This window comes from Pseudomonas sp. MWU16-30323, assembly GCF_020515595.1.
Classification (GTDB): domain Bacteria; phylum Pseudomonadota; class Gammaproteobacteria; order Pseudomonadales; family Pseudomonadaceae; genus Aquipseudomonas; species Aquipseudomonas yamanorum.
The window spans coordinates 198,493-225,457 of the sequence record NZ_JAIWYM010000006.1 but is presented as its reverse complement, the minus strand read 5'-3'; the positions used below and the strand labels follow the sequence as shown (position 1 = coordinate 225,457).

Sequence of the window (26,965 nt, the reverse complement as noted above, 5' to 3'; positions counted from 1 at the left end):
CAGCAAGCTCCCTAGCCAGAGCAAGCTCCCTCGCCACAGTGCTTCGGAGGCGGCCTTGTACAGCGTATGATGTGGCGCTATTGACTCACCTGCGGATCATCGACATGTCCAACCTCTCCTCCACCCAGCCCGCCCGGGGCTGGTCCTTCTGGTGGAAACCAGCGCTGTTCCTGCTGGTGGCCTGCATCGGCCTCTACTACGTGAAGTGGTCGCCCTACTACGCCAAGGCGTTTATCGCGGCGGACAACCACAGCATCGGCGCCTCGATTCTCAACGACCAGCAGAGTGCACCACTGGCCGCTGCGCTGGCCTATGCCCAAGTGTATTTCCTGGCGATCTGGAAAGCTGCCGTATTGGCGGTCATCCTCGGCTCATTGCTGCAAGTGCTGATCCCCCGAGACTGGCTGTTGCGCCTGTTTGGTCGCGCCGGCCTGGGTTCCACCTTGCGGGGCGGGCTGTTCGCCTTGCCGGGGATGATGTGCAGTTGCTGCGCCGCGCCGGTGGCGGCCGGTATGCGTCGGCAGAAGGTGTCGGTGGGCGCGGCGTTGGCGTTCTGGATTGCCAACCCGGTGCTGAACCCGGCGACGCTGGTGTTCATGGGCTTTGTGCTGGGCTGGGGCTTTACCGCGCTGCGGTTGGTGGCCGGGATCGTGCTGGTGGTCGGTGTGTCGCTGGTGGCGCAGCGCATCGCGCGGCCGGAGCAAGTGCCGGAAGCCGCGCTGGACGCCGTGGCCCAGGCCAGCCTTACCGAAACCGAACCGTTCCTGACCCGCTGGCTGCGCACCCTGTGGCAGCTGTTCTGGAGCACGATTCCGGTGTACATCCTGGCGGTGCTGATCCTCGGCGCGGCGCGGGTGTGGCTGTTTCCCCACGTTGACGGCGCCATGGCCAACAGCCTGGTGTGGCTGGTGCCGCTGGCGATTGTCGGCACGTTGTTCGTGATCCCGACTGCCGCCGAAATCCCCATCGTGCAGACCATGATGACCCTCGGCATGGGCACCGGCCCGGCCGTGGCCTTGCTGATGACCCTGCCGAGCGTGAGCCTGCCGTCGCTGCTGATGCTGCGCAAGGACTTCGATGCGCGGGTGCTGGTGACCGTGGCCGGGCTGACGATGCTGATGGGGGTGGTGTGTGGGCTGATCGGGGCGTTTATCCTGTAGTGATTGGGTGAATTCGAGGGCCTCTTCGCGGGCAAGCCCGCTCCCACATTTTGACTGCATTCCTACAGGATAAATGCGGTCGAATGTGGGAGCGGGCTTGCCCGCGAAGGGGCCGGCAAACTCAATCAATCACTGACGCCGAGCGAGCCTGTCCCGGAAATACGCCACCACCGCCGCTTGCTCGCCCGCAAACTCGATGCGTGCGCCTTTGCTTTCCCGCTGGAAGGCGTACATCGGGTCGTAATACTCACGCAACAACCCCTCAATCCAGCCGCGGTGCAGATCCACCGCACCGCTGCGGGCTTGCTCGGCCAAGGCGTCCTGCATGATCGCGTACAACCGCGCAAACCGCTCGCCGCCCAGGCGCTTGTGGATATTGCCCAGGCTCTGGGTCAGGCGCTCGGCAAACAGTTCCTCGCCCGTGTCGCCAAACTCCGCGACAAATTCGGCGCAGAGGTCCACCACGTAATCCTTCAGGATGCGCTCCACGCGACCTTCAACGCTGTCTTCCAGCCAGACCATCGGGAAGCCCTGCATGCCCTTGTGCAAGGGCAATGGCAGCGCGCAGCTGCCGATCATGCGGCTCTCATCCTCGACCACGAACTGCTCGATACCGGCGGCACGCTTTTTCAGCAGGTCCACCGCCAGGCGGTTTTCGAAGTCGATGTTGGAGGGTTGCGCCGTGGCGCGCTTGCCGAAGCTGGAGCCGCGATGGTTGGCGTGGCCTTCCAGGTCCAGGGCGTTGTTCAACTGGCCGAGCACTTCGGTCTTGCCGGTGCCGGTCATGCCGCCCAGCAATACAAAGTCGCATTGCGCGGTGGCGCTTTCAACGGTGTCGAGCAGGAAGGTGCGCATGGCCTTGTAGCCACCGCCAACCCGTGGGTAGTCAATACCCGCCTCGGTTTTCAACCATTGCTGGGCAATCTGCGAACGCATCCCGCCGCGAAAGCAGTACAGCAGACCGTCCGGATGGGCCTGGGCAAAACGCGCCCAGTGTTCGATACGTTCGGCCTTGATCGCCCCGGACACCAGTTCGTGACCGAGGACAATGGCCGCCTGCTGGCCCTGCTGCTTGTAACAGGTGCCCACCCGTTGGCGCTCGTCGTCAGTCATCAACGGCAGGTTGATCACCCCGGGAAACGCACCCTTGATGAACTCGACCGGCGCGCGGGTATCCATCATCGGCCGGTCGTTGAGAAAGATGTCGCGGTAATCGGTGATGTCGATGGGCATCAGAACACCTCTACCGCGTTGGTCTGTCGCTCAACCAGTTCGCCGATCGGCTCAAGGTCCAGGCCCAGTTCCGCGGCCACGGCGAGGAATTCGGCATTGCCGTCGGGGGCGACCGCCACCAGCAGGCCGCCGCTGGTTTGCGGGTCGCACAGCACACGTTTGTGCAGTTCGTTCAGGCGCCCCAACTTGCTGGCGTAGCTGTCGAAGTTGCGCAGAGTGCCACCGGGAACGCAGCCCTGCTCCAGGTAGTACTCAACTCCGGGCAGGCGTGGGACTTTTTCGTATTCGATGCGGGCAGTCAAATTGCTGCCGTCGGCCATTTCCACCAGGTGGCCCAACAGGCCGAAACCGGTGACATCGGTCATGGCCGTGACACCCGCCAACTTGCCGAAACGGCTGCCGGGCTTGTTGAGGGTGCACATCCAGTCACGGGCCAGGCCCACATCGGCTTCGCGCAGCTTGCCCTTCTTTTCGGCGGTGGTGAGGATGCCGATGCCCAAGGGTTTGGTCAGGTACAGCTGGCAACCGGCGGTGGCCGTGTCGTTGCGCTTCATGTGGCGTTTTTCTACCAGCCCGGTGACGGCCAGGCCGAAGATCGGCTCGGGGGCGTCGATGGAGTGGCCGCCCGCCAGGGGAATACCCGCAGCGTCACACACCGAACGACCGCCACGAATCACTTCCCGGGCAATCTCCGGGGCCAGCACGTTGACAGGCCAGCCGAGAATCGCGATGGCCATCAACGGATCGCCACCCATGGCGTAGATATCACTGATGGCGTTGGTGGCGGCAATGCGGCCGAAGTCGAAGGGATCATCGACAATCGGCATGAAAAAATCGGTGGTAGACACCACGCCGCGCTCGTCGTCGATGGCATATACAGCAGCGTCATCACGGGAGGCGTTGCCTACCCACAGCTTGGGGTCAAGGTTTTGCGCACCGCTGCCGGCAAGGATCACTTCCAGCACCTGAGGTGAAATCTTGCAACCGCAACCAGCACCGTGGCTGTATTGGGTCAGGCGAATTGGCTCGTTCATGAAGGCACCTCAAAACGTCAAGGCGAAGAATCTTAACAGACGACTCCTACATACATGGACGATTCAGCGGGAACCAGGCAGCAAAAAGGCCGGCTGGGCTCTGATGAGCGCAGCCGGCCTTTCTTGACAGCGTTTACTGTTTGGCAGCGAGGCGTTTATGCCGGTTGCGTCGCATCATGTTCAGGCACTCGATAGCCGCCGAGAACGCCATGGCCGCATACACATAGCCTTTTGGAACATGGGCGCCGAAACCTTCGGCGATCAGCGTCATGCCGATCATGATCAGGAAGCCCAAGGCCAGCATCACAATCGTCGGGTTGTCGTTGATGAACTTGGCCAACGGCTCAGCCGCCACCAGCATCACGATGACCGAGACCACGACAGCAATGATCATGATCGGCAAGTGCTCGGTCATGCCCACGGCGGTGATGATGCTGTCGATGGAAAACACCATGTCCAGCAGCAGGATCTGGCCAATGGCCGAAGCGAAGCCCAGGGTCACGCTCGGCGCACCGGTGTCCACGTGCTCCTTCTCGGGGTCCATGCTGTGATGGATCTCGGTGGTCGCCTTCCAGACCAGGAACAGGCCACCGGCGATCAGGATCATGTCTTTCCAGGAGAACGACTGCCCCAGGATGTCGATGACCGGCGCAGTCAACTGCACGATAAAGGCGATGGTGCTCAACAGGCCCAGACGCAGGATCAATGCCATGCTGATGCCGATGCGGCGGGCCTTGGCCCGGTGTTTCAACGGCAACTTGTTGGTGAGAATCGAGATAAAGATCAGGTTATCGATCCCCAGCACGATCTCCATGACGATCAAGGTGGCCAGTGCGATCCACGCGGTCGGGCTGGCGGCCAGTTGTAAAAGGTAGTCCATAGGTCAGTCCTGGTGTGGTGTGCGGGTATCAGGTTTCTTGGGAGGTGGATTCAGGCTTGCTGCCTTCCTGTTCCTGCTTGTCCTGCTTGCCTTGCGGCGGAGCGATCAAGCCCTTGGTCGCGTCACTCAACGCCTGTTCGGCGGCCTGGTGGGTATCGTCAATCACTTGCTTGGCCGACTCGGTGGCTTTACCCAGCAGTTGTTGCGCGCTTTTTTCCGCTTGGTCACAGCCACTGAGCATGACTAATGAAAGCCCAAGTAACGCCGTTGCGCCCAGGGAATTGAGTTTCATGATGCGTTCCTCGTTAGAACCGTCGGGTCCAAGTAGTGGCCCCTCGATAGCGACGCATTCTATGCAGGCGAACACTTCAGTAAAATTCGTATTTTTTTCGTTTATACTTCGGTTTTCACGAAGTTTTGGCTGCCATGCTCAATTATCGACAACTGCACTACTTCTGGGTCGTCGCCAAGACCGGCAGCATCGTACGCGCCTGTGAGCAACTGAACCTCACCCCGCAGACTATCAGCGGGCAGATCAGCCTGTTGGAGCAGACCTTCGGCGTGGCCTTGTTTCAGAAGGTCGGACGCCAGCTGGAGCTGACCGAAGCCGGGCGCCAGGCGCTGCCCTATGCCGAGCAGATGTTCCAGCTGGGCAATGAGCTTGAAGCCATGCTGCGCACCCAGCCCAATGAGCAGCAGATCCTGTTCCGGGTCGGCGTGGCGGATGTGGTGCCCAAGTCCATCGTCTATCGGCTGATTGCGCCGACCATGGAGTTGAGCGAGCCGATCCGCATCACCTGCCGTGAAGACAAACTCGAACGCTTGCTGGCGGACCTGGCGATCCAGCGCCTGGACCTGGTGATCTCCGACAGCCCGATGCCCCCGCACCTGGACATCAAGGGTTACAGCCAGAAGCTGGGGGAATGCGGGATCAGTTTTTTCGCCACCCAGGCATTGGCGGACCAGCATCGCGGCGATTTCCCACAGTGCCTGCAGGGCGCGCCGCTGTTGATTCCGGGGGCGGAGACGGTGGTACGCAGCCGTTTGCTGCGCTGGTTTGCCGAGCAGCAGATCCAGCCACGGATTGTCGGTGAGTTTGACGACAGTGCGTTGATGCAGGCCTTTGGCCAATCCGGCAGCGGGATTTTTATCGCACCCAGCGTGATTGCCGACGAGGTGGAACGCCAGTATGGCGTGGCGCTGATCGGCCAGACGGATGCGGTGACCGAGTCGTTTTATGCAATCTCGGTGGAGCGCAAGGTCAAGCACCCCGGCATCGTGGCGATTACCGAAGGTGCAAGACGGGAGCTGTTTACGGCCCTGCCCTGAGGACTCAGGTGCAGACGGCGCGGGTCTTGGCGGTCATCAGCCACAGCGCCAGCAGGATCGACAGCAGGATAAAACCGGCCGCAGTAAAGCCGAGACTGCCAAGGCCCAGGGTGTCGATCACGTGACCGCCCACCAACGCCCCCAGGCCAATCCCCAGGTTGGCCCCGGCGATGTTCAGCGAGGCGGCAAAGGCCGGCGCATGGGGTGCGGCCTTCATCAGCCGCACATGGCTGACCAGAAACAACGCCGCCTGGGTCACGCCCCATACGGCCATCGCCGCCGCCAGTCCGACGGTGGAGTGAATGGCGGGCACCAGCGCCACCATGCCCGCGATCATGAAGCCGCAGAACACCATCGACGCGATCAGCGGATGCCGGTCAACCATGCGCCCGCCCAGAGAGTTGCCGATCAGGCCGACCGCGCCAAAGCCCATCAGGCACCAGCCCACCAGGGTTCCGTCGAAACCCGCCAGGCGTTCGAGGATGTCCGCCAGGTAGGTGTAGGCGGTGAACATCCCGCTGAACACCAGGATCGACAGCAGGATATGGCCCTGCATCAGCGGGCTGCGCAAGATCTTGAACTGGGAGCGCAAGCTGACCTGGTCGTTCTTCGCCCGGGTCTTCGGCAGGTAGATAAACAGCAGCAACGCCTTGGCAAACGCCACCACCGCAAGAATGCCGAAGGCGGTGCGCCAGCCGAACATATCGGAAATCAGCGTGCCCACCGGGATGCCGAAGACCGTGGCGCAGACAATGCCGAAGCCGATCTTTTCAATCGCGCGGCCGGCGAAATCCGGCCCGACGATGTCCACCGCGGTCTCGCTGGCCAGGGCCCAGAACACCGGCAATCCCAGCGCCGGGATCAACCGGGCCAGGGACATGACCCAGATATTCGGGGCCACTGCCGCCAGGGTGTTGGCCAGGCCGAACATGATCAGGATCGTGATAAACAGCCGCTTGCGCTCGAACCGCGCGAAATACGCGGTCAGGAACGGGCCAAACGCCGCCACGGTGAAGGCGAACAAGGTCACCAGCAACCCGGCCTGGGACACGCTGACGTCGAGGTCCCGGGCGATGGAAGGCAACAGGCCGACAATGATGAACTCTGTGGTCAGCACGGTAAAACCGGCCGCCGACAACAGCAGGATCGGAAACAACATCAAAAACTCCAGAAAACAGCGACATCAACGACAGCCCGGAGGGCCCGCTGATAGAGAGGAAATAAGAGGATGGGCAATGTTAACAGAATGTGTACCCGCGAGGCGACGGAACGCCGCACCCGGATTAGACGTTTCCTACAGATGTTAGACTTCGTCCCTGCCAGATTCATGCTGCCTAGCTGCATCTATTAAAAAAACTAGAGACAACCCTTTTATGACTGCTGCCCCTTCCCTCTTTCAACGCCTGATGTCTATCAGCCTGGTCACCCAAATTGTCATCGGCCTGATCGCCGGTATCCTGCTGGCCCTTCTGTTACCCGACGTGGCACAAGCCACCGGTTTTATCGGCAAGGTATTCGTCTCGGCGCTCAAGGCCGTGGCGCCCATCCTGGTGTTTGTGCTGGTGATGGCTTCGATTGCCAACCACAAGCATGGCCAGGAAACCCATATCCGGCCGATCCTGTTCCTGTACCTGCTGGGCACCTTTTCTGCCGCCGTGGTCGCCGTGATCGCCAGCACGCTGTTCCCCTCCTCGCTGGTACTGGCCACTCACGACGTGGCCGTCAGCGCTCCCGGCGGCATCGGTGAAGTGTTGCAAAGCCTGGTGCTCAGCGTGGTGGACAACCCGGTCAGTGCGCTGATGAATGCCAATTTTATCGGCATCCTCGCCTGGGCCATCGGCATGGGCATTGCCATTCGCCATGCCAGCGACACCACCCGCACCGTGCTGGGAGACCTGTCCAACGGCGTCACGCTGATCGTGCGCATGGTGATCCGCTTCGCGCCCCTGGGGATCTTCGGCCTGGTGGCCTCGACCCTCGCCACCTCCGGCTTCGGCGCCCTGCTGGGCTACGCGCACCTGTTGCTGGTGTTGATCGGCTGCATGCTGTTCGTCGCGCTGGTGATCAACCCGGCCATCGTGTTCTGGAAACTGCGCCGCAACCCTTACCCGCTGGTGCTGATGTGCCTGCGGGAAAGTGGCATCACCGCGTTTTTCACCCGCAGCTCGGCGGCCAACATCCCGGTCAACCTGGCGCTGAGCAAGCGCCTGGGCCTGCATGAAGATACGTACTCGGTGTCGATCCCCCTCGGTGCCACCATCAATATGGCCGGCGCGGCGATCACCATCACCGTACTGACCCTGGCCGCCGTACACACCCTGGGCATCGCCGTGGATATCCCCACCGCCGTGTTGCTCAGTGTGGTCGCTGCGGTGTGTGCCTGCGGAGCATCGGGGGTTGCCGGGGGTTCGCTGCTGTTGATTCCGCTGGCATGCAGCCTGTTCGGTATTCCCAGCGAAATCGCCATGCAAGTGGTAGCCGTGGGCTTCATCATCGGCGTGTTGCAGGACTCGGCGGAAACCGCGCTGAACTCCTCCACCGACGTGCTGTTCACCGCTGCGGCGTGCCTGGGCAAAGAAGAGCAAACCGCGTAAACCTTGCGCCCACAAAAAAGCCCGGGGCGGTTCGTGAAGGAACCGCCCCGGGCTTTTTTACGCCTTAAGGCTTAGAACGCGCCCATGTAGTCGCGCTTGCCCACTTCCACACCGTTGTGACGCAGCAAGGCGTAAGCGGTGGTGACGTGGAAGAAGAACTGCGGCAGGCCGTAGCTCAGCAGGTACGACTGGCCGCTGAAGCGCTTCTCTTTTGGAGTGCCTGGACGGGTGACGATTTCGATGCCTTCTTTGCCGTCGACCTGGGCCGGGGTGATGGTGTCAATAAACGCCAGGACCTTGGCGATCAGCGCTTGCAGGTCGGCGAAGGTGACTTCTGTATCGTCGTATTTCGGAACTTCGATTTCAGCCAGGCGGGCAGAAACGCCTTTGGCGAAGTCGACAGCGATCTGCACCTGGCGCACCAGCGGGAACATGTCCGGGTACAGGCGTGCTTGCAGGAAGGCGTTCGGGTCGATGTTCTTGGCGGTAGCGTGGGCTTCGGCCTTGTTCAGCACATCGCTCAGGGCGTTGAGCATTTGCTTGAAGACCGGGAGGGAAGCGGCGTACAGGGAAATAGTCATGACAGTCTCGACAGTTGTGGCAGGGTTTGAAACAGCCGCGATTATAGACATGCCGGCCGCCGGCGCCGCTTGTCTTTTATTTTTTCAGGATTAGGCTAGTGGGCTCACTGCATTAGGGAAAGCGCGATGACCACCGAGCACGACACCACTTCCGAAGAGCCGCGCCTGAACAGCACGGAAATCCGCATCCTGGGCTGCCTGATCGAAAAGCAGGCCACCAGCCCCGAAACGTATCCGTTGACCCTTAACGCGCTGGTGATCGCCTGCAACCAGAAAACCAGTCGCGAACCTGTGATGAACCTCAGCCAGGGCCAGGTCGGCCAGAGCCTGCGGGCCCTGGAAGGTCGCGGGTTTACCCGGCTGGTGATGGGCAGCCGCGCCGACCGCTGGGAGCATCGGGTGGACAAGGCCCTGGAACTGGTGCCGGCCCAGGTGATTCTCAGTGGCTTGCTGTTCCTGCGGGGGCCGCAGACGGTCAACGAACTGCTGACCCGCAGCGGGCGCATGCACGAATTTGAAGACACCGAGCAAGTGGTTCATCAACTGGAGCGCCTGATCGCTCGCGGACTGGCGTTGTTGGTGCCGCGTCAGTCGGGGCAGCGGGAAGATCGGTATATGCATGCCCTGGGCGACCCGGCGGATATCGAGGCGATCCTGGCGGCGCGTGGCAATCCGGTGGAGCGTGGGGCGGGAAGTGGCGTTTCGCTGGAGCGTATCGAAGAGCTGGAAGCGCGGATTGCGGCGCTGGAAGAGCGCCTTTCCCGGCTCGAGTAATGTTTGTGGGGAGTGAGCTTTTGTGGGGAGCGAGCTTGCTGTGGCGAGGGAGCTTGCTCCCGCTGGGTTGCGCAGCAGCCCCAAGAAAATGGGAGCGCTACGCACTCCAGCGGGAGCAAGCTCCCTCGCCACAGCAAGCTCCCTCGTCACACAGTCAGCGGTGATGCTCAGCTTCGGGCAAACGCCACCGCCGCCTGAAACTGTTCATCCGTCGGCCGTACGCCGGTGTACAGCACAAATTGCTCCAAGGCCTGGATGGCGATCACTTCCAAACCGGTGATCACGCGTTTGCCCTGGGCGCGGCCACGCAGGATCAGCGGCGTTTCCGAGGGAATCGCCACCACATCGAATACGGTCTCGGCCGCATCAATGGCATCAGCCTCAAACGCCAACTGATCCGCTTCCGCCCCTCCGGTCATGCCAATCGGCGTCACGTTGACCAGCATCTGCGGGCGCAAGGCACCCAACTGCGCCTGCCACTCATAGCCCAGGCTCTGGGCCAGTGCCCGGCCCGCCGCTTCATTGCGCGCCACAATCACGCCCTTGGCGTAACCGCCATCGCGCAACGCGCTGGCCACTGCCTTGGCCATGCCGCCGCTGCCGCGCAGGGCGAAGGTCGAGTCCTGGGGCACTTCATGCTTCTTCAGCAGTTGCTCGATGGCAATGTAGTCGGTGTTGTAAGCCTTCAAATGCCCATGGGTGTTGACGATGGTATTGATGGACGCAATGGCCCGCGCCGAATCATCCAGTTCGTCCACCAGGGCAATACACGCCTCCTTGAACGGCATCGACACGCCACACCCACGAATGCCCAACGCACGAATGCCACCCACGGCGCCTGGCAAGTCCTGGCTGCTGAAGGCCTTGTAGTAGAAATTCAGCCCCAACTGCTCGTACAGGTGGTTATGAAAACGCAGGCCAAAGTTCCCGGGGCGCGCCGACAGTGACATGCACAGTTGGGTGTCCTTGTTGGGGTTCATCTGCATCGGTAACTCCTTGAAGCCCTTCCAGAGGCGGTTTCGGATAGACGGAATACCCGCGCCGGCGGGTTGTCGTGGATCATACGCACTGTGCCCGGCCGCTTGTGTAAGCCAACCGATACAGACCTTACACAACCTTTACCTACAGGCCGTGCTGTTTTTTAGAAATACGCTGTCTTAAAAGTATCCCCGCGACAATCCTTGAGTCTATTGATTGCAGACCATGAGCGCTGGGGCTAACCGAGGAATGACCATGATTCGTAAACTCCCCAAGATCGCCTTGCTTATCGGCGCACTCGCTATAGCAGGACAAGCCTCCGCCCACGGTGGTGGTTGGGGTGCTCCGCTTGCACTGGGTGCCGTTGTCGGTGCAGTGGTAGGCGGCTCGATCGTTGCCAGCCAGCAGCAACCGGTCTACGTGCAACAGCCGGTGTATGTCCAGCCGCAGCCGGTGTATGCCGCTCCGCCGCCGGTCTATTACGCACCGCCACCGCCGGTGTATGTGCAGCAACGGGTTTATTACCGCCCGGCACCGGTCTATTACGGCCCACCGCGCGGCTACTACGGCCCTCCACACGGCTATTATGGTCGCGGTTGGTAAGTATGAACTGACACACCTGAACAGGCTCCGCCCTAAAAGCGGGGCCCTTTTTTTGGCCTGCAGGTCTGAATAAATCTCGCCAAGGTCGTTATAAGGACAATGGCTGTGGCCAAATCCCACATCATTGATCTCAATTGACGCTTGCCCGAACCGGGTCTGCGCTGTCATGTTTGTGTCTTAAAAGGCCTCCACTATCAGTACTGTCCAGTCAATAACAACAAGGACGATTGACCATGCCCACGCAAAACCCCCATCGCACCGCCGGCCTCTGCACGTCAAGCAAGGTCTATAGCGTACTGACCGAACTGAAGGCGCTGGAAGGCCATCGCAACGCCAAGTTCCTGTCCTTGCTGACGGAAAACCTGGTGCGCAAGGGCCTGCTCAGTGAGCAGGAAGTGGTGCACATGCTCGACCAGGTTGTCGACTGACTGATCGCTCGATCACAGTGATGTCGACTATCGAGCGGGTTAATTTTCACTTGAGGCCTGCACACCGTAATGTCACCTCCATAGCGCCTTGGAGGTCATCATGCCCACTATTCAAATCATGTCCGTCATCGGCAGTGCCGTTCCCGCCCCTCTGCGGGAGCTGGGTTTGCTCGCCTGCTGGTACCTGGTACGCGATGGCGAGCCCATCAGCGGCCCACTCACCTCGTTGCCAGCCGCCCAGGCCCTGTCGGTCAGGATGGCCCATTGTTTTCATGCCTAAGGCAATTGAACCCGCGGTTTGGTTTCGACAAACAGCGCCCAACTGGACATGAACAACGCAGCAATCAACGGACCGATGACAAACCCGTTCAGGCCAAAGATCGACAGGCCGCCCAAGGTTGAGATAAGGATCAGGTAATCCGGCATACGGGTGTCCTTGCCTACCAGGATGGGCCTCAGCACATTGTCCACCAGCCCGATCACAAACACCCCGAACAGCCCCAGCACCACGCCTTGCCAGGTCGACCCGCTGAGCAGGAAATACGCCGCCACCGGCCCCCACACAATCCCCGCACCCACTGCCGGCAGCAACGACAGAAACGCCATCAACACCGCCCAGAGCAACGCGCTGGGAATGTCCAGAAACCAGAAGATCAAACCACCCAACGCCCCTTGCGTGACCGCCACCAGCACGTTGCCTTTCACGGTGGCCCGCACCACCCGGTTGAACTTCAGTTGCAGGCGACGCTTCTGCGGTTCGGCCAGCGGCACGGCGGTGCGCACCTTGCGTACCAGCTCCGGGCCGTCGCGCAGCAGGAAGTACAGCAAATACAGCATGATGAAAAAGCTCACCAGGAAATCAAACGTGCCCTGGCCGAAGCTGAACGCCTGAGTCGCAAAAAACTGGCTGCCCTGCATCGCGCTCTTGACGATCTTCTCCCGCAGGCCTTCCAGGTTACCCATGCCGAAGCGGTCCAGCAGATGCTGGAAATACGGCGGCAGGAAATTCTTGAACTGCTCGATATAACCGGCAACGTCGAGCTTGCCGCTCTCGACGTTCTTGTAAAGCGTCGCGCCCTCCTGCACCAGCAAGGCACTGGTGATGATCACCGGCAAAATCGCGATCACCAGGCACACCGTCAGGGTGGCCAGGGAGGTGAAGTTGCGGTTCCAGCCAAAACGTTGCTGGAAGCGCCGTTGCATGGGCGCAAAGATGATCCCCAGGATCACCGCCCAGAACACCGCGCCGTAGAACGGCAGCAAAATCCAGATAAACGCAATGGTCACCAGGGCGAGCAGTAGCAGCAGGGTTTTGAATTGCAAGTTGGTTTGGTTCATGTCCGATCCATGTCTAAAACACCAGACGCTCATGTGCGCCTTGATGTTTAGTCCGCTGCAAATCCCGCGAGTGCCCTACTTATTAGACCTGGATCAATAAACCCCACGCTCGCCCCGGCTACCCTGCCGCCCTTTTGCGACCCGAACCCATGCCTCCCGTTATCGCCCCCGAACTGCTCGCCCCCGCCGGCACCCTGAAAAACATGCGTTATGCCTTTGCCTACGGCGCCGATGCCGTCTACGCCGGGCAACCGCGCTACAGCCTGCGGGTGCGCAATAACGAGTTCGACCACGCCAACCTCGCCCTCGGCATCCAGGAAGCCCAGGCCCAGGGCAAGCGGTTCTACGTGGTGGTCAATATCGCGCCCCACAACGCCAAGCTGAAAACCTTCCTCAAGGACCTCGCCCCGGTGATCGCCATGGGCCCGGATGCGCTGATCATGTCCGACCCGGGCCTGATCATGCTGGTACGCCGGCACTTCCCGCACATGCCGATCCACCTGTCGGTGCAGGCCAATACGGTGAACTGGGCCAGCGTCGAGTTCTGGCAGGCCCAAGGCATCTGCCGGATCATCCTGTCCCGGGAGCTGTCGCTGGAAGAGATCGAGGAAATCCGCCAGCACGTCCCCGCCATGGAGCTGGAAGTGTTTGTGCACGGCGCGCTGTGCATGGCCTATTCCGGGCGCTGCCTGCTGTCGGGCTACATGAACAAGCGCGATGCCAACCAGGGTACCTGCACCAATGCCTGCCGCTGGAAATACCAGGCGACGCCGGCGGTGGAAAACGCCGTCGGCGACATCGTGCAGCAGTACGCGCCCGAGCCGACCCTGGGCCTCGGCGCGCCCACCGACCAGATGTTCCTGTTGCAGGAAGCCAACCGCCCCGACGAACAGATGCCCGCCTTCGAAGACGAGCACGGCACCTACATCATGAACGCCAAGGACCTGCGAGCGGTGCAGCATGTCGAACGGCTGACACGCATGGGCGTGCACTCGCTGAAGATCGAAGGCCGCACCAAATCCCACTTCTACTGCGCCCGCACCACCCAGGTGTATCGCCAGGCGATAGATGACGCGGTGGCCGGGCGCGACTTTGACCGAGGCTTGATGACCAACCTCGAATCCCTGGCCCAGCGTGGCTACACCGAAGGTTTCCTGCGCCGGCACGTGCACGATGAATACCAGAACTACCAGAACGGCAGCTCGGTTTCCGAACGCCAGCAGTTCGTCGGCGAGCTGACCGGCGAACGGCGCGGCGAGTTGGCCGAGGTCAAAGTAAAGAACCGGTTTGCCGTGGGCAATCACCTGGAACTGATGACCCCGGCGGGGAATTTCCACTTCGACCTGGCCACGCTGCACAACGCCAAGGGCGAGGCCATCGAGGTGGCGCCGGGGGACGGCCATACCGTGTATCTGCCGATCCCGACGGACATGGACCTGCGATTCGGACTATTGATGCGCGACGTTTAACTTCGCCAGACACCTCTAGGGAGATTGCTGTGGTGAAAGGAGCTTGCTGTGGCGAGGGAGCTTGCTCCCGCTGGGGCGCGAAGCGGCCCTTATCCGGCTGATGCGGATTTCCAGGAAGAAGCGCATTGGCCTGTTTTGGGGCCGCTTCGCAGCCCAGCGGGAGCAAGCTCCCTCGCCACAGCAAGCTCCCTCGCCACAGCAGGCTCCCTCGCCACAAAAAGCAGGGCGTACGCGCAATAGGTGCATTAGCACAGTAGAATTGGCGGCTCTGCGTACCGCCACCCTGTCTTGAGCGGTCACCCTCTTTTTTACGGAGATCGCCTTGCGTCTGTTTCACACCTCCGACTGGCACCTTGGGCAAAACCTGCACGGCCAGGAACGCGACTTCGAACACGCCTGCTTCCTCGACTGGCTGCTGGGCCAGTTGGGCCTGCATCGCCCGGATGTGCTGCTGATCGCCGGCGATATTTTCGACACCGTCAACCCGCCGCTCAAGGCCCAGGAGCGGCTGTATGACTTCATCATCAGCGCCCACGAGCAAAACCCTGCGCTGACCATCGTGATGATCGCCGGCAACCACGACTCCGGCTCGCGCATCGAACTGCCGGCGCCGTTGATGCGCCGCCTGCGCACCCACGCCCTGGGCCGAGTGCTGTGGCTGGATGACGGGCAACTGGACGTCGAACGCCTGCTGATTCCATTGCCCGGTGCCGACGGTGAAATCGCCGGCTGGTGCCTGGCCCTGCCCTTCCTGCGCCCGGCCGAAGTGACCGGTGCGCAGTTGGGGGACGATTACCTGCGGGGCATCGGCCAGGTTCATGAATGGCTCATCGCCGCCGCCAACGCCAAGCGCCAGCCGGGCCAGGCGCTGGTTGCCATCAGCCATGCGCACATGGCCGGCGGTTCGGTGTCGGAAGACTCCGAGCGCAGCCTGATCATCGGCAATGCCGAGGCGCTGCCCGCCAGCCTGTTTGATGCCAGCGTCAGCTACGTGGCCCTCGGCCATTTGCACAAACCCCAGCGAGTGAATGGCGAGGAGCGCATTCGCTACTGCGGCTCACCCATTCCACTGTCATTTTCGGAAATCGGCTACCAGCACCAGATCCTCGACGTGCAACTGGACGGCGAAACCCTGGTCAGCGTCGAATCCCGCCTGATCCCGCGCTCGGTCAACCTGCAACGCCTGGAAGCCGCGCCCCTGGCCGATATCCTCAAGCAACTGGCCGAGTTGCCCGACATCGACCTGCTGGCGGAAACCCAACGCCAACCCTGGCTGGAAGTGCGGGTGCGCCTCGACGAGCCGCAACCCGACCTGCGCCAGCAAGTGGAAAACGCCCTGCAAGGCAAAGCCGTGCGCCTGGTGCGCATTGCGGCTGAATATGCGGGCAGTGGCAACCGCGAAGACAGTCAGGAAGACCGCCTGATCGAGCTCGACCAGCTCACGCCCCAGGAATTGTTCAGCCGCGCTTGGCAGGAAAGCTACGGCAGTGAAGTGGATGAACAGACCCTGAAGGACTTCGCCGTGCTGCTCCAGGAAGTGCAACAGGAGGGCGAACAGCCATGAAGATCCTCGCGATTCGCCTGAAAAACCTCGCCTCCCTGGCCGGGCCGTTTGAAATCGACTTTACCGCCGAGCCCCTGGCCAGTGCCGGGCTGTTCGCGATAACCGGGCCCACGGGTGCCGGTAAAAGTACCTTGCTTGATGCACTGTGCCTGGCGCTGTTTGGCGCCGTGCCACGCCTGGGGGATACCGGCCAGGCGAAGATGCCGGATGCCGACACCGATATTTCCATCGGTGACCCGCGCACCCTGATTCGCCGGGGCACCGGAGGTGGTTATGCCGAGGTGGATTTTGTCGGGGTCAGCGGGCGTCGCTACCGCGCCCGTTGGGAAGCCAACCGCGCCCGGGACAAGGCCAGCGGCAAGCTGCAAGCCAGCCGGCAAAGCTTGATCGACCTGGACAGCGAGCAACTGCTGGCCAGCCAGAAAACCGAATACAAGACCCAATTGGAACTGGCCCTGGGCCTGAACTTCGAACAGTTCACCCGCGCCGTGTTGCTCGCGCAAAGTGAATTCAGCGCCTTCCTCAAGGCCAACGACAATGAGCGCAGCGAACTGCTGGAAAAGCTCACCGACACCGCGCTCTACACCCAACTCGGTCGCCGCGCCTTCGACAAGGCCAAGGACGCCCGGGACGCCCACAAACACCTGCAAGACCAGGCCACCGGCGTTACCCCGTTGGCCCCTGAAGCCCGCGCCGAGCTGGACGCACAACTGGCCGCCGCCCAGCAGCAGCTCAAGACCCAGCAGGCGCAGCTCAAGCAGCTTGAGCTGCAGCACACCTGGCTCAAGGAACTGCGGGAATGGCAGGAACGCCAACAAGGTGCGGTCGAGCAACTGCACCAGGCCCAGCAACACTGGGAAAGCCTGGGCCCGCAACGCCTGGACCTCAGCCGTCTGGAACAACTGGCGCCACAACGTCATCACTTCGCCCGCCAGGCTGAACTGACCACGCAATTGCAGCCCCTCGCTGCGCAGATCCAGCAGCACCTTGAGCAACAAGCCGCACTGCACACCCGCCAGACCCAACTGCAACAGCAGCAGGCTGACGTGCACGCCGCCCTCGCCCTGGCCCTGAAACAACAAGCCGATGCGGTGCCGCTGCTGCGCCAGGCTTTTGAGGAACAAACCACCCTCGCCCACTTGACCCGCGAACTGGCCAGGCGCAGCGAAGAAAAACAGCTGGGCGAAGCCGCCTGCGTGGAAGGCCAGGCGGCGTTGACCGGCTTGCTCGACAAGCAAAAACTCGTCGCCGAGCGCCTGCATCGGCTGGCCGCAGAACTTGAGCGCAGTGCCGCACTCGCCCCCTTGAGTGATGCATGGAACGCCTATCGCGACCGCTTGCAACAGCTGATGCTGATCGGCAATCGCCTCAATAAAGGCCAGGCTGAACTGCCGCAGTTGGAAGAACGCGCCACCCGCCTCGGCGAAAAGTGGACCGAGCAACGCGAAGCCCTGGACCTGCTGTACCACGAAGCCGGCGCCGAACCCCATGCGGTGGCCGAGCAGATCCAGCTGTTGGGCAGCCTGCTCCAGGACAACCGCAAGCAACATCGCGCGTTTGAAGACCTGGCGCGGCTGTGGGACAGCCATCAGCAACTGGACAGCCAGAGCCAGGCCCTGACGCAAAAGCAGACCCTCGCCCAGCAACAACGTGAACGGTTGAACCAGAGCGGCCTGCAAGCCAAGGCCGAGCTGGCCGTCGCCGAACAGACCCTGACCGTCACCAAGCAATTGCTGGAACGTCAGCGCCTGGCCCGCAGTGCCAGTGTCGAGGAATTGCGCGGCCAGCTTCAGGATGACCAACCGTGCCCGGTATGTGGCAGTGTCGAGCACCCGTATCACCAGCCCGAAGCGATACTGCAAAGCCTGACCCGGCACGACGAAAGCGAAGAAGCCAACGCGCAGCAAGCCGTGGATGTGCTCAAGGAGAAACTCACCGAGCTACGCGGCGAAGTGGGCGGCCTGATCGCCCAGCAAAAGGAATTTCTGCAACAGCAGGAGCAGCTCGCGAGCCAGTTGCAGGCCCTGGTGCCGAGCCTTGAAGCCCACCCGCTGTCTACCTCGCTGTTCAACCAGGACGCGGCAAAACGCGATGCCTGGCTTGCCCAGCAACTGAGCCAGCTCAGCCAAAGCCTCACCCAGGATGAACAACGCCAGGGCGCCCTGCTCAACCTGCAACAAAACGCCGGCCGTATGCAGCAACAGCTGCAAGCCGCTCAGGACGCCAGCCAACAGGCGCGCCAATTGCTGATCGACCAGCAACGGGAACTGTCCAACGACCGCGAACGCCTGGACGAAGAACTCAACGCCTTCGCCAGCCTGTTACCGAGCGAGACCCTGGACGGCCTGCGCAGCGAGCCGGCGGCGACCTTCATGTTGCTCGATCAGCAGGTCAGCCAGCGCCTGGAACAGCTCGATAACCAAAAGGAAGAATTGGCCGAGCAGCTGCAGCGCCAGCAGGCCATCGAGAAAGAACAGGACCGCCAGCAACATCGCCAGCAACAGTTGGAGACCTTGCAAAAACAGCTCGCCGAACAAAGCGCCCTGCAACACGCCGCCAAGGAAAAACTCGCCGGCCTGCTGGGCGAAAACCCCAGCGCCGAACACTGGCAACAACAGCTGGACCAGGCCGTCGAGCAGGCGCGCCAACATGAGTCCGAGGCCAACCAGCAGTTGCAGGACACCCGCAACCAGTTGATCCAACTGGCCGCCGACCTCAAGTCGCTGCAAGAGCGCCAACAGTCCCTGGAAACCGAACACGCGGCCCTCACTACGCGCCTGAGCGACTGGCGCGCCCTGCACCCGGAACTCGATGACGAAGGCCTGGCCCGCTTGGTGGCCTTCGATGAACCGCAGGTGGCCGAGTTACGCCAGCAACTGCAACACAGCGAAAAAGCCGTCGAACAAGCCAAGGTGTTGCTGCAGGAACGCGAACAGCGGCTCAAGGATCACCAGGCGCTGCACAACGGCAACCTCGACGCGGAGCAATTGGACAGCGCCCTGGCCGAACTCAATGCCGCGCTGGTCATTGGCGAAAAACACTGCGCCGAACTGCGCGCCCAACAGGCCGACGACCAGCGCCGCCAGGATGCCAACCAGGCCTTGGCGGCCGAGATCGCCAAGGCTTACGAGGAATGGCAACGCTGGGCACGCCTGAATGCGCTGATCGGTTCGGCCACCGGCGATACCTTCCGCAAGATCGCCCAGGCCTACAACCTCGACCTGCTGGTGCACCACGCCAACGTGCAGCTGCGCCAACTGGTGCGTCGCTACCGCCTCAAACGCGGCGGCAGCATGCTCGGCCTGCTGGTGCTCGACACAGAGATGGGCGACGAACTGCGCTCGGTGCATTCGCTGTCGGGGGGCGAGACCTTCCTCGTGTCGCTGGCGCTGGCCTTGGGCCTGGCGTCGATGGCGTCGAGTACGTTGAAGATTGAGTCGCTGTTTATCGATGAAGGCTTTGGCAGCCTTGATCCCGAGTCGCTGCAACTGGCGATGGACGCCCTCGACGGCTTGCAGGCCCAGGGTCGCAAGGTGGCGGTAATTTCCCATGTGCAGGAAATGCACGAGCGGATTCCGGTGCAGATTCAAGTCAAGCGCCAGGGCAATGGCTTGAGCACCCTGGAGGTCAAGTGAGCGAGGGGGTGTTGTATTCGTTCCGCCGCTGCCCGTATGCGATGCGGGCGCGGATGGCCTTGCGGTATTCGGGGGTGGCGGTGCAGATCATCGAGGTCAGCCTCAAGGCCAAGCCGGCTGAAATGCTGGCGCTGTCACCCAAGGGCACGGTGCCGGTGCTGAGCGTGGATGGCCGGGTGATCGATGAAAGCCTGGCGATCATGCGTTGGGCGCTGGCGCAGCATGATCCTGAGGGGTGGTTGCTTGGGGATGATGGGGCGACGCAGGCGCTGATTGAAGAGAATGATCAGGGCTTCAAACATCAATTGAATCGATACAAGTATGCCGAGCGTTATCCGGAGCAGCCGATGGAGCACTATCGGGCCGAGGGTGAGGTGTTTTTGTCGAAGCTGGAGGGGTTGCTGGCGGAGCGCGAGTATTTGCTGGCCGGACACTTGAGCCTGGCGGATGTGGCACTGGCGCCGTTTGTGCGGCAGTTTGCCCATGTGGATCGGGAGTGGTTTGACCAGGCGCCGTACCCGCGGTTGCGAGCTTGGCTGCAGCGCTTTCTCGAGTCGCCGTTGTTTGTCGCCGTAATGGCAAAACCCCAGGCTTAACACAATTAATGTGGGAGCTGGCTTGCCTGCGATAGCGGTGCATCAGGCGACCAATCTGTTACTGATAAACCGCTATCGCAGGCAAGCCAGCTCCCACATTTGAGCTTCAGCGTTTGATGAAACTAACGCTCAGTTCTGGATTTTGTGGTCCAGGGCTGCGTAGAAGTTGGCGCTTTGTTGCAGGTACTTCTGGGTGTAGGCGCTGGTGCTGGTTTTTTTGCTGCTGATTTCAACGCTGGCTGCAGCTGGCAATGCAACGGTGGCGGAAACAGCGGAAGCGGCGATGATCGAGAAGAGATTGAAGTTCATGTCGGTAACCCTTGTGTTCGGTTGGCTGAGTGGCCTGTGTTGGCCTTGGAACCCAACTTACGCCCGAGGGGTTAGCCTTAGAAATTCATTGAAACACTAGCCGCTATTAATACGATTAATACAACCAGTCAGGCCCCGCACGGCGGGGCCTGTGGCTTATTGTCGCGGCAAGAACTTGAGGTCGCTGGGCGCATCAATCGCCAGTTTCTGCACGGTTTTGCCCAAAAGACCGGTCTTGGGGTCGCGCTCGACGACCACAATCTCGTTGCTCTTCTGGTTGGCGATCAGCAGGAACTTGCCGCTGGGGTCCAGGGCGAATTCCCGGGGATGGTCACCTTCCACCGAGCGGCGCTGGATCTCTTTCAACTGCGCAGTGGCCGGGTCGATGGCAAACACCAGCATCTGGTTGGCGGTGCCACGGTTGCTGACGTAGAGGAACTTGCCATCGCTTGAGGCATGCAGCGCGGCGCCGGCCTTGTCGGACACCGGCTGGCCGTCCGCAAAGTTGACCAGTTGCTTCTGGGTCAGCTTGCCAGCGTTGTAGTCGAACACCGCCACTTGCGCGCTCATCTCAGTGGTCAGCCAGGCGTGCTTGCCGTCTGCGGTGAACAGCAAGTGCCGTGGGCCGCTGCCCGGTGGCAATTGCACAAACGCAGGATCGGCCGGGGTCAGCGGCAGTTCGTGGTTGGCCTTGGGATCGTAGTGGTAGGCAAAGATCTTGTCCGCCCCCAGGTCCTGGACAAACACGTATTGGCCGTCCGGCGAAGACACCACCGAATGCACATGGTTGGATGCCTGGCGCTCCGGGTTGACCCGGCTGGCCGGGTGCCCACTCAACTGCACCGGCGGCGACAGCTTGCCTTCGGCGTCTACCGGCAACACCGCGAGGCTGCCGCCCGGGTCTTCCAGTACGGAATAGTTCGCCACGAACAGGTAGCGACCGTCACTGGCCAGGCTGGAATGGGTCGGTTCGTTGCCCAGGCTCTGTACCTGGTTGATCAGGGTCAGTTGATGGTTTTTCGGGTCGATGCTGTAGCTGCTGACGCGCCCCACCGGGTCTTTTTGCCCCGGGCCGTTTTCATTGACCACAAACAGGTGCTTCTGGTCCTTGGACAGGGTCAGCCACGACGGGTTGGCGGCCTTGGCGGCGAGCACCGGCTGGCCGTTGAACTGCCCGGTACGGCTGTCGAACTGCAAGCGGTAGATACCTTCACTGGTGCCGGCGGTGTAGCTGCCGACGAGCAATTCATAAGTGTCCACCGACGCGGCCTGGACCGACATCGCGCCTACGCTGCCGGCCATCAGCAGGGGCCAGAATTTACGCATCATCATCCGCTTCATCCTCGTCATTATTGTTGCCGGTGAACGCCTGGAAACAGGTCAGGCGGTGCTCGCCCGAGTCACCGGTAAGGGTCCAGCTCTGCAAGGTTTCATCGAAGGTCGCCGCTGTGACTTGCGCCAACGTGAAACGCCAACGTTTTTCAGCACGACCATCCATGCTCTTGATCAGCAACTGCTGGTCATCAAGCGTGAAATCAAAAGCGTGCAACCCGTCGATTTCCAGCATGTCGCTGGTGGAGAGGGTCGTCAGTAGAGTCTGGGTCATGGCCGTCGTTCAGTCAGTTCAAAGGGCTAATGATAGGCCAGTTTGCCACACGAGCCTAAATCGGCGGCAGGCAGTATCCCGATATCACCCGCAGGCACAGGGGTTGGCGGTTAATGGGATTTCCTACCATGGCCCAGAAAAGGATTTTTCATGCCTGTACCTTATTACTCACCCACCAGCCCGGCCCATGCCGTCAGCCTGCAGTTCATCAGCCGACCAAGCCTGGAAACGGTCGCCCGGCAACTGCTCGGCGATGCCATCAAAGAGCGCTACCCGACACTGGTCATTGATCTGCTGCGTACCCGACTGGGCAGCCCGCAAATCGATGGTAGTTGGACCCTGCGCCCGTTGATGGAACATGTGCTGGAATACCTGGCCACCGGCATCGCGCCCAACTTCGATGACGTCGCCGGGCAGTCGTGCTTTCTTGCCGATCAGCCGCCCACCCAGCTCAAACTGCCCATCTCGGCCCCGGAACAGCTGGAAATGAGCGTCATCGCCGGGCTGATCCGGGAACTGCCCTGGGCCTTGCCCATGGGCTTGCAGGACGCCCTGACCGACTACTGGCAGGCAACCACCGAGAACGGCGTCAACCGCTGGCGCTGGTTGGCCGACCTGCTGCTCGACACCCTGCGCACCAGCGCCTTGCGTCATCCGCAACTGGATGCCCTGGAGCGCGACAGCATCGATCAACTGATTCAGGTTCCCGACCGTGATAACCGCCTCCATCGTTATGGCGAAAGCGCCGTCTATGCCTACTGCCTGCAAACCACGCTCACCGGCCAGGGCCGCACCGCCAACCTGCTTGGCCCGGAGCTGTTGTTGGTGCGCGTGGTGGGCGGGCGAACCCTGGGACTGCTGTGCAAACCCGACGGTAGCATCGAGCGCGTGCGCTCGCTGGACACCTTTGCCCAAACCTGGGGCCGGCGCATCGCCGCACGCTTCAACGCAGACACCATCACCAGCCAGCGCTACGAACCCGATGGCAACCTGTTCGACACTCAGGCGGCGCTGATCCTCAACCAGCAACTGGAAAATCTCGGTGCCCTGCAATTACCTGCCCGCCAGCCATTGGCAACCCTGAATGAGGTTTATCGGCAGCTCACCGACCCCGGCCTATTTTTTCTCGACTCACTGCAAGCGCCGCCTGCCATCCTCGCGTCACTCAAGCCGCGCCTTCCCGACTGGCTGAGCCAGGCCAGCGGCGCCGACCAAATGCGCTACCGCCAGTATTGCCTGCAATTGGCCAGCGCCAAAAAACGCAGCGCCGGCCGCACGTTTCTCAGTGACATCAGCGATATCCGCAGCTTTACCGTCGACGCACTGTGGCAACAGATGAAACGCGACGAACTCACCCTGGGCAAAGTCGCCGCCGATCAGTCCCAGGCCGACCACTTCAAACCCGACGACCTGGAATTGAGCTTTGCCGTCGCCGCCGGCTACCCCGACGGTGCTGGCATCATTGAACACCGCACCCTGACCTTGACCGAACTGGCCCTCAAGAACCTCGCCGGCAAGCCCCGCGGCCAGGCAACCCTGCGTCATCGCCATGGCAAGACGTTGCCCGTGTGGTTGACAGCCGACTACATCAACCGGTTGATCGGGCACGTAGACATCGGCAAGACCTACCCGGCGCTGTTGAAAAACCTGCTGCTGGGGGATACCCCGCAAGTGAGTCAGCGGGAAACCTGGTTTGCCGATCAACTCGCCGCGCAGTTGCCATTGCAGGCCCTGGAACTCGCGCTCAAGCCGCCCCACGTCCTGAGTAAAAAGGGTGCGCAAATGGTCGCGGCACTGCTGCAAACCAGCGCCGACGAACGCAGGGTCGACGGCGAGCCCGTGGTGATCCGCTCATTAGCCCTGCTGCGCAAACCCGAGGCCGCCGCCGATGGGGTCAACAACATGTTCATCATCGAAGCCCAGAACATCGAGGTGGGCCCGCACCTGCTCTATCGCCCGCTGTACGCCGACTCACTGATGGAGTTCGCCACCCGCCAGGCCCTGCTCGACGCCATCGCCAAGACCGGCGAGCTGCAAACCAGTGTCCTGACCTGGCTGCCCGACAGCGCACGCACGGTGTACGACAACGGGGGCTTCCAGGAACCCCACTACGTACGCTTCGGCCAGGGTGACGAATTCACGGCCCCAAACATTCCGCGTCCGGCCAGCCTCGCCACTGATGGCGCCAGTGATGAATTGCTGCAATGCCTGCTGAACGGCCGCCTTTATCAATACCTGTATGGTAGCTACGTGCGTGCCCTGGTGGTACAGGCCGACCGCGACTCCGTCTCCAACAGTGAAAGCCGCTGGGCGGTGTTGCTGGAAGGCGGCGGCCTGCTGTTCAACAGCCTGTTGTTGCCCTGGCTGCGCGGCCCCGCGATGCTCACCGGCTGGTTGCTGGCGTTGATGACCAGCGCCAGTCAGGATATCCCGGCGCTGAACAACCCCGACCCGGTGACCCGCGAACTGGCGGCGGTGGACACCTTGCTCAACCTGGGCATGCTGTTACTGCACCTGGCGCCCGCCCCGGCTATCGCTCAACCCGCGGTCCCCCGTGAACGCCTGGAACAGGCCTTGAAACCGCCCATACCGCGCCGGCAAAACTGGCCAGTCAGCGTTCCGCCCAGCGTCGAGGAAGGCACCGTGGCCCTGTATGGGCACTGGCCAGGCGCAAGCCATGCCCCGCTGGATTTCAGCTTTGCCAACCCACGCAATCAGTTGACGTCCATTCAGCGTGAGCGCCTGGCGCGTCTCAAGGTGACACCGCCCGCTACGCTGCCTGCGCCCATTGCCAGCGGCCCCGACAAGGGCCTGTACCTTATCGAGGGAACCCTCCACGCGCTGATTGACGGGGACCTGTTCAAGGTGAGCCACGAGCCGGATGGCCGAGTCATTGTCGACCCGGCCGATATCCGCAATTACGGCCCCTACCTGCGGCTCGACCATGAGCGTTGGGTACTGGATCTCAGGCTGCGCCTGCGCGGGGGCATGCTGGGCAAGAAACTCGCCGCCGAGCGCCAACGCAAGACCCAGAGAAAGCAGGAGCTGCAGGCAGAATACAACCGCTACCTGGGGCAGCAGGCGACGGAACAGCGGCGTGTCGACCTGGCGGAAAACCTGTGGATTCAGGCCCAGAACGATCCGAATGAAACCGCCCAGGAACGCATCAGCCGCCGCCGACGCTTCGACACCGCGTTGCAACAGCAAGTGGCCGAGTATGAAAAAATCCTCGCCACCCGCCAGGAGCGTGAGCAACTGATGATTGCGCTGTCGCCCCAGACCGTGGTCCGGCTGATGGAGAACACAATCAACAATGCCCGCAAAAGCGTGGTATTCGCTGGTGACGACCGCGCTGAGCTCTACAGTGCCAACGTGGCCTTCACCGTCCAGGGCCCTCGCCTGACCCTCGCGGTCATCACCCACCAGCGAGAGTATCTGCGCTTCATCGAACAGCTTATCGAGATCAACGCGCGGCAAATCCGCTGGCTTGAGCTCAAGGACCAGTACCTGGATGCGCTGTTCAACATGGGCGAAGCCGGGGCTGAAACCTATACCCGGCTGACGGCCAATCGCCCGACAACGGAATACAGCGCCCTCGCGGTGAAAAACCTGCAACTGCGCAGCCTGAAATTCCCAAGTCTCAAGGAGTTCGAGCCAGGTCCGAGCGAGGCGCTGGACAGCGTGTTTGATACCCTGCAATTGCACGTGCGCACCCACAGTGAACTCAACGCCCTGGACCTGCCGCCTGACGAACGCCTGGAAGTCCTGGGCAGTCTGGTAGAGCACTATGGAAAGGCATTGGATGCGTTGAAAGGTATTGGCATTGTCAACGCCGATGAGCTTTTCACACCCTACTTCAACCAATTGCTCAAACTGGTGGAAGAGCTGTACCAGGACGCGGCGCGCCAATTGGCCATCGAGGTCAAGCCCGACCCGCAGCCCCGCAGGCGTCCACCGAAGCGCCCAATGGTTACAGTGGGCCGGCCGATGAAAAAGGTGATCAAGACCCGCAAGGGCATGATGATCGGCGAACTCAAGCCGGCCGGCACCTCACTGCCGGTCGACGTGGTAGAAGTGCGCACCGAGGACACTGGCCAACTGCTTTCCAGCTACTCCCAGCATGAAGACGTCTGGGACGAGATTCGGGTCGTACCGGCCGCCGCCACACCGCTGCCAAAACGCTCGCTGTTCGACATCCGGGTTGAAGCCAATCAACTGCTCAAGGGGCTCGACGATCACCTGAATCGGGCAAACAGCTACCTGACTGTCACGCGACATCCCCAGGAGCTGGAAGAAGTGCTCCAGCACGAGGCCAATCGCCTGCTCGCTGTTGCCGACGAACTGGAGCACGCCGAGGGCAAACGTACCGACGCTGAACGTACGCAGCTGGAGAGCCTGCGCTTTGCGGCCCTGCAGCTGAACACACGGGGCAAGGACCTGCGAATCCGCGCCAGCCTGCAGTTGCCTCCCACCCACGGCAACCTGGAATACCTGCTGCAGGAAGACCAGGTGCAGATCGCCAGCCTTGGCGCACGCCTGCAGATGCGTGGCGAACAATGGGACTTTATCCAGGAGTACGCCATCAACGACAAGCGAGGTTTTCCGCTGTGGTACGCGCACTTTCATTACCCCAGCGCCACGACCCCCAAGCAGAACTACAGCGCGGCCCATCTCAAGACCCGGGCACAACGCAAGCAAAGCTACCAGTCGCTGCTGAGCAATGCCCATGACCCCCAAAGCATCGTCAACGTGCATCGTGGGCTGATCGGCAAGGCCTTGGCCGAAAGGCATTTCCTGCCCCTGGCACCCTGAAGGTAAACACCGCAGCCCCAGGGCTGCGGTTCCTTGCCCGCC

The 26,965-nt window shown here is 61.7% G+C and carries 23 protein-coding genes; 12 read left to right on the top strand and 11 right to left on the bottom strand.

The features are described 5' to 3' along the window. The first annotated feature begins 104 nt into the window (after positions 1-104). Entirely contained in the window at positions 105-1,160 is a 1,056-nt protein-coding gene (locus tag LIY45_RS10450; RefSeq protein WP_063034003.1) for a permease, read from the top strand. Positions 1,161-1,289: 129 nt separating this feature from the next. Here LIY45_RS10450 and mnmH read toward each other — a convergent pair whose 3' ends face one another. The 4 genes from mnmH to LIY45_RS10430 all read right to left on the bottom strand — a co-directional run bounded on the left by mnmH (position 1,290) and on the right by LIY45_RS10430 (position 4,599). Next, positions 1,290-2,393, bottom strand: coding sequence for a tRNA 2-selenouridine(34) synthase MnmH (gene mnmH / locus LIY45_RS10445; RefSeq protein WP_226476246.1), 1,104 nt, complete (start codon positions 2,391-2,393; stop codon positions 1,290-1,292). Further along, positions 2,393-3,427 carry a selenide, water dikinase SelD gene (gene selD / locus LIY45_RS10440; RefSeq protein WP_226476245.1) on the bottom strand — a complete coding sequence of 345 codons (1,035 nt, stop codon included), beginning with the start codon at positions 3,425-3,427 and terminating at the stop codon, positions 2,393-2,395. The genes mnmH and selD overlap by 1 nt, the downstream gene beginning before the upstream one ends. A gap of 133 nt (positions 3,428-3,560) precedes the next feature. Then, positions 3,561-4,307 (bottom strand): TerC family protein, encoded by a 747-nt coding sequence (locus LIY45_RS10435; RefSeq protein WP_017475495.1) that lies wholly within the window; start codon positions 4,305-4,307, stop codon positions 3,561-3,563. A 28-nt stretch (positions 4,308-4,335) separates the two neighbouring features. Further along, on the bottom strand, positions 4,336-4,599 hold the full coding sequence (locus LIY45_RS10430) for a hypothetical protein (protein WP_026077737.1): 264 nt from the start codon (positions 4,597-4,599) through the stop codon (positions 4,336-4,338). Positions 4,600-4,733: 134 nt separating this feature from the next. Here LIY45_RS10430 and nhaR point away from each other — a divergent pair, with 134 nt between their 5' ends. Next, positions 4,734-5,636 (top strand): transcriptional activator NhaR, encoded by a 903-nt coding sequence (nhaR, locus tag LIY45_RS10425; protein WP_017475497.1) that lies wholly within the window; start codon positions 4,734-4,736, stop codon positions 5,634-5,636. Positions 5,637-5,640: 4 nt separating this feature from the next. On the opposite strand, the gene LIY45_RS10420 is transcribed toward nhaR, so the two are convergent. Beyond that, entirely contained in the window at positions 5,641-6,795 is a 1,155-nt protein-coding gene (locus LIY45_RS10420; protein ID WP_226476244.1) for an MFS transporter, read from the bottom strand. A gap of 214 nt (positions 6,796-7,009) precedes the next feature. On the opposite strand from LIY45_RS10420, the gene sstT reads away from it, so the two are divergent. Further along, on the top strand, positions 7,010-8,230 hold the full coding sequence (gene sstT, locus LIY45_RS10415) for a serine/threonine transporter SstT (RefSeq protein ID WP_226476243.1): 1,221 nt from the start codon (positions 7,010-7,012) through the stop codon (positions 8,228-8,230). A gap of 71 nt (positions 8,231-8,301) precedes the next feature. On the opposite strand, the gene LIY45_RS10410 is transcribed toward sstT, so the two are convergent. After that, a complete protein-coding gene (locus LIY45_RS10410) occupies positions 8,302-8,811 on the bottom strand; it encodes a DUF1993 domain-containing protein (RefSeq protein ID WP_088423220.1) in 510 nt (169 codons plus the stop codon). A 126-nt stretch (positions 8,812-8,937) separates the two neighbouring features. Between LIY45_RS10410 and LIY45_RS10405 the strand changes: the two genes are divergently transcribed. After that, on the top strand, positions 8,938-9,585 hold the full coding sequence (locus tag LIY45_RS10405) for a DUF480 domain-containing protein (protein WP_017475501.1): 648 nt from the start codon (positions 8,938-8,940) through the stop codon (positions 9,583-9,585). Positions 9,586-9,752: 167 nt separating this feature from the next. Here LIY45_RS10405 and LIY45_RS10400 read toward each other — a convergent pair whose 3' ends face one another. Next, positions 9,753-10,571, bottom strand: a complete 819-nt coding sequence (locus LIY45_RS10400) for a shikimate 5-dehydrogenase (protein ID WP_226476242.1) — start codon at positions 10,569-10,571, stop codon at positions 9,753-9,755. A 241-nt stretch (positions 10,572-10,812) separates the two neighbouring features. Between LIY45_RS10400 and LIY45_RS10395 the strand changes: the two genes are divergently transcribed. The 3 genes from LIY45_RS10395 (at position 10,813) to LIY45_RS10385 (ending at position 11,874) form a co-directional block, all read left to right on the top strand. Continuing rightward, entirely contained in the window at positions 10,813-11,166 is a 354-nt protein-coding gene (locus LIY45_RS10395; protein WP_017475503.1) for a hypothetical protein, read from the top strand. 233 nt (positions 11,167-11,399) lie between these two features. Further along, positions 11,400-11,594 (top strand): hypothetical protein, encoded by a 195-nt coding sequence (locus LIY45_RS10390; RefSeq protein WP_003211226.1) that lies wholly within the window; start codon positions 11,400-11,402, stop codon positions 11,592-11,594. Positions 11,595-11,694: 100 nt separating this feature from the next. Next, positions 11,695-11,874 carry a hypothetical protein gene (locus LIY45_RS10385; RefSeq protein WP_017475504.1) on the top strand — a complete coding sequence of 60 codons (180 nt, stop codon included), beginning with the start codon at positions 11,695-11,697 and terminating at the stop codon, positions 11,872-11,874. Here the strand turns inward: LIY45_RS10385 and LIY45_RS10380 are convergent. Further along, on the bottom strand, positions 11,871-12,932 hold the full coding sequence (locus LIY45_RS10380) for an AI-2E family transporter (protein ID WP_017475505.1): 1,062 nt from the start codon (positions 12,930-12,932) through the stop codon (positions 11,871-11,873). The genes LIY45_RS10385 and LIY45_RS10380 overlap by 4 nt on opposite strands. A 149-nt stretch (positions 12,933-13,081) precedes the next feature. Here LIY45_RS10380 and yegQ point away from each other — a divergent pair, with 149 nt between their 5' ends. From yegQ to LIY45_RS10360, 4 genes are all read left to right on the top strand, one after another. Continuing rightward, positions 13,082-14,401, top strand: a complete 1,320-nt coding sequence (yegQ, locus tag LIY45_RS10375) for a tRNA 5-hydroxyuridine modification protein YegQ (RefSeq protein ID WP_226476241.1) — start codon at positions 13,082-13,084, stop codon at positions 14,399-14,401. A gap of 322 nt (positions 14,402-14,723) precedes the next feature. Beyond that, the gene (locus LIY45_RS10370; RefSeq protein WP_226476240.1) at positions 14,724-15,965 is read left to right on the top strand and encodes an exonuclease SbcCD subunit D C-terminal domain-containing protein; all 1,242 of its coding nucleotides are present in this window, start codon (positions 14,724-14,726) and stop codon (positions 15,963-15,965) included. Continuing rightward, positions 15,962-19,600 (top strand): AAA family ATPase, encoded by a 3,639-nt coding sequence (locus tag LIY45_RS10365; RefSeq protein ID WP_226476239.1) that lies wholly within the window; start codon positions 15,962-15,964, stop codon positions 19,598-19,600. Before LIY45_RS10370 ends, LIY45_RS10365 begins: the two co-directional genes overlap by 4 nt. Continuing rightward, the gene (locus tag LIY45_RS10360) at positions 19,597-20,196 is read left to right on the top strand and encodes a glutathione S-transferase (RefSeq protein ID WP_226476238.1); all 600 of its coding nucleotides are present in this window, start codon (positions 19,597-19,599) and stop codon (positions 20,194-20,196) included. The genes LIY45_RS10365 and LIY45_RS10360 overlap by 4 nt, the downstream gene beginning before the upstream one ends. Positions 20,197-20,325: 129 nt before the next feature. On the opposite strand, the gene LIY45_RS10355 is transcribed toward LIY45_RS10360, so the two are convergent. The 3 genes from LIY45_RS10355 to LIY45_RS10345 form a co-directional block, all read right to left on the bottom strand. Continuing rightward, positions 20,326-20,505 (bottom strand): hypothetical protein, encoded by a 180-nt coding sequence (locus LIY45_RS10355; RefSeq protein WP_017475510.1) that lies wholly within the window; start codon positions 20,503-20,505, stop codon positions 20,326-20,328. 156 nt (positions 20,506-20,661) lie between these two features. Further along, entirely contained in the window at positions 20,662-21,837 is a 1,176-nt protein-coding gene (locus LIY45_RS10350) for a lactonase family protein (protein WP_226476237.1), read from the bottom strand. After that, a complete protein-coding gene (locus LIY45_RS10345) occupies positions 21,824-22,111 on the bottom strand; it encodes a DUF5629 family protein (RefSeq protein ID WP_226476236.1) in 288 nt (95 codons plus the stop codon). Before LIY45_RS10345 ends, LIY45_RS10350 begins: the two co-directional genes overlap by 14 nt. Positions 22,112-22,261: 150 nt before the next feature. Between LIY45_RS10345 and LIY45_RS10340 the strand changes: the two genes are divergently transcribed. After that, positions 22,262-26,923 (top strand): hypothetical protein, encoded by a 4,662-nt coding sequence (locus tag LIY45_RS10340; RefSeq protein ID WP_226476235.1) that lies wholly within the window; start codon positions 22,262-22,264, stop codon positions 26,921-26,923. Positions 26,924-26,965: the final 42 nt, after the last annotated feature.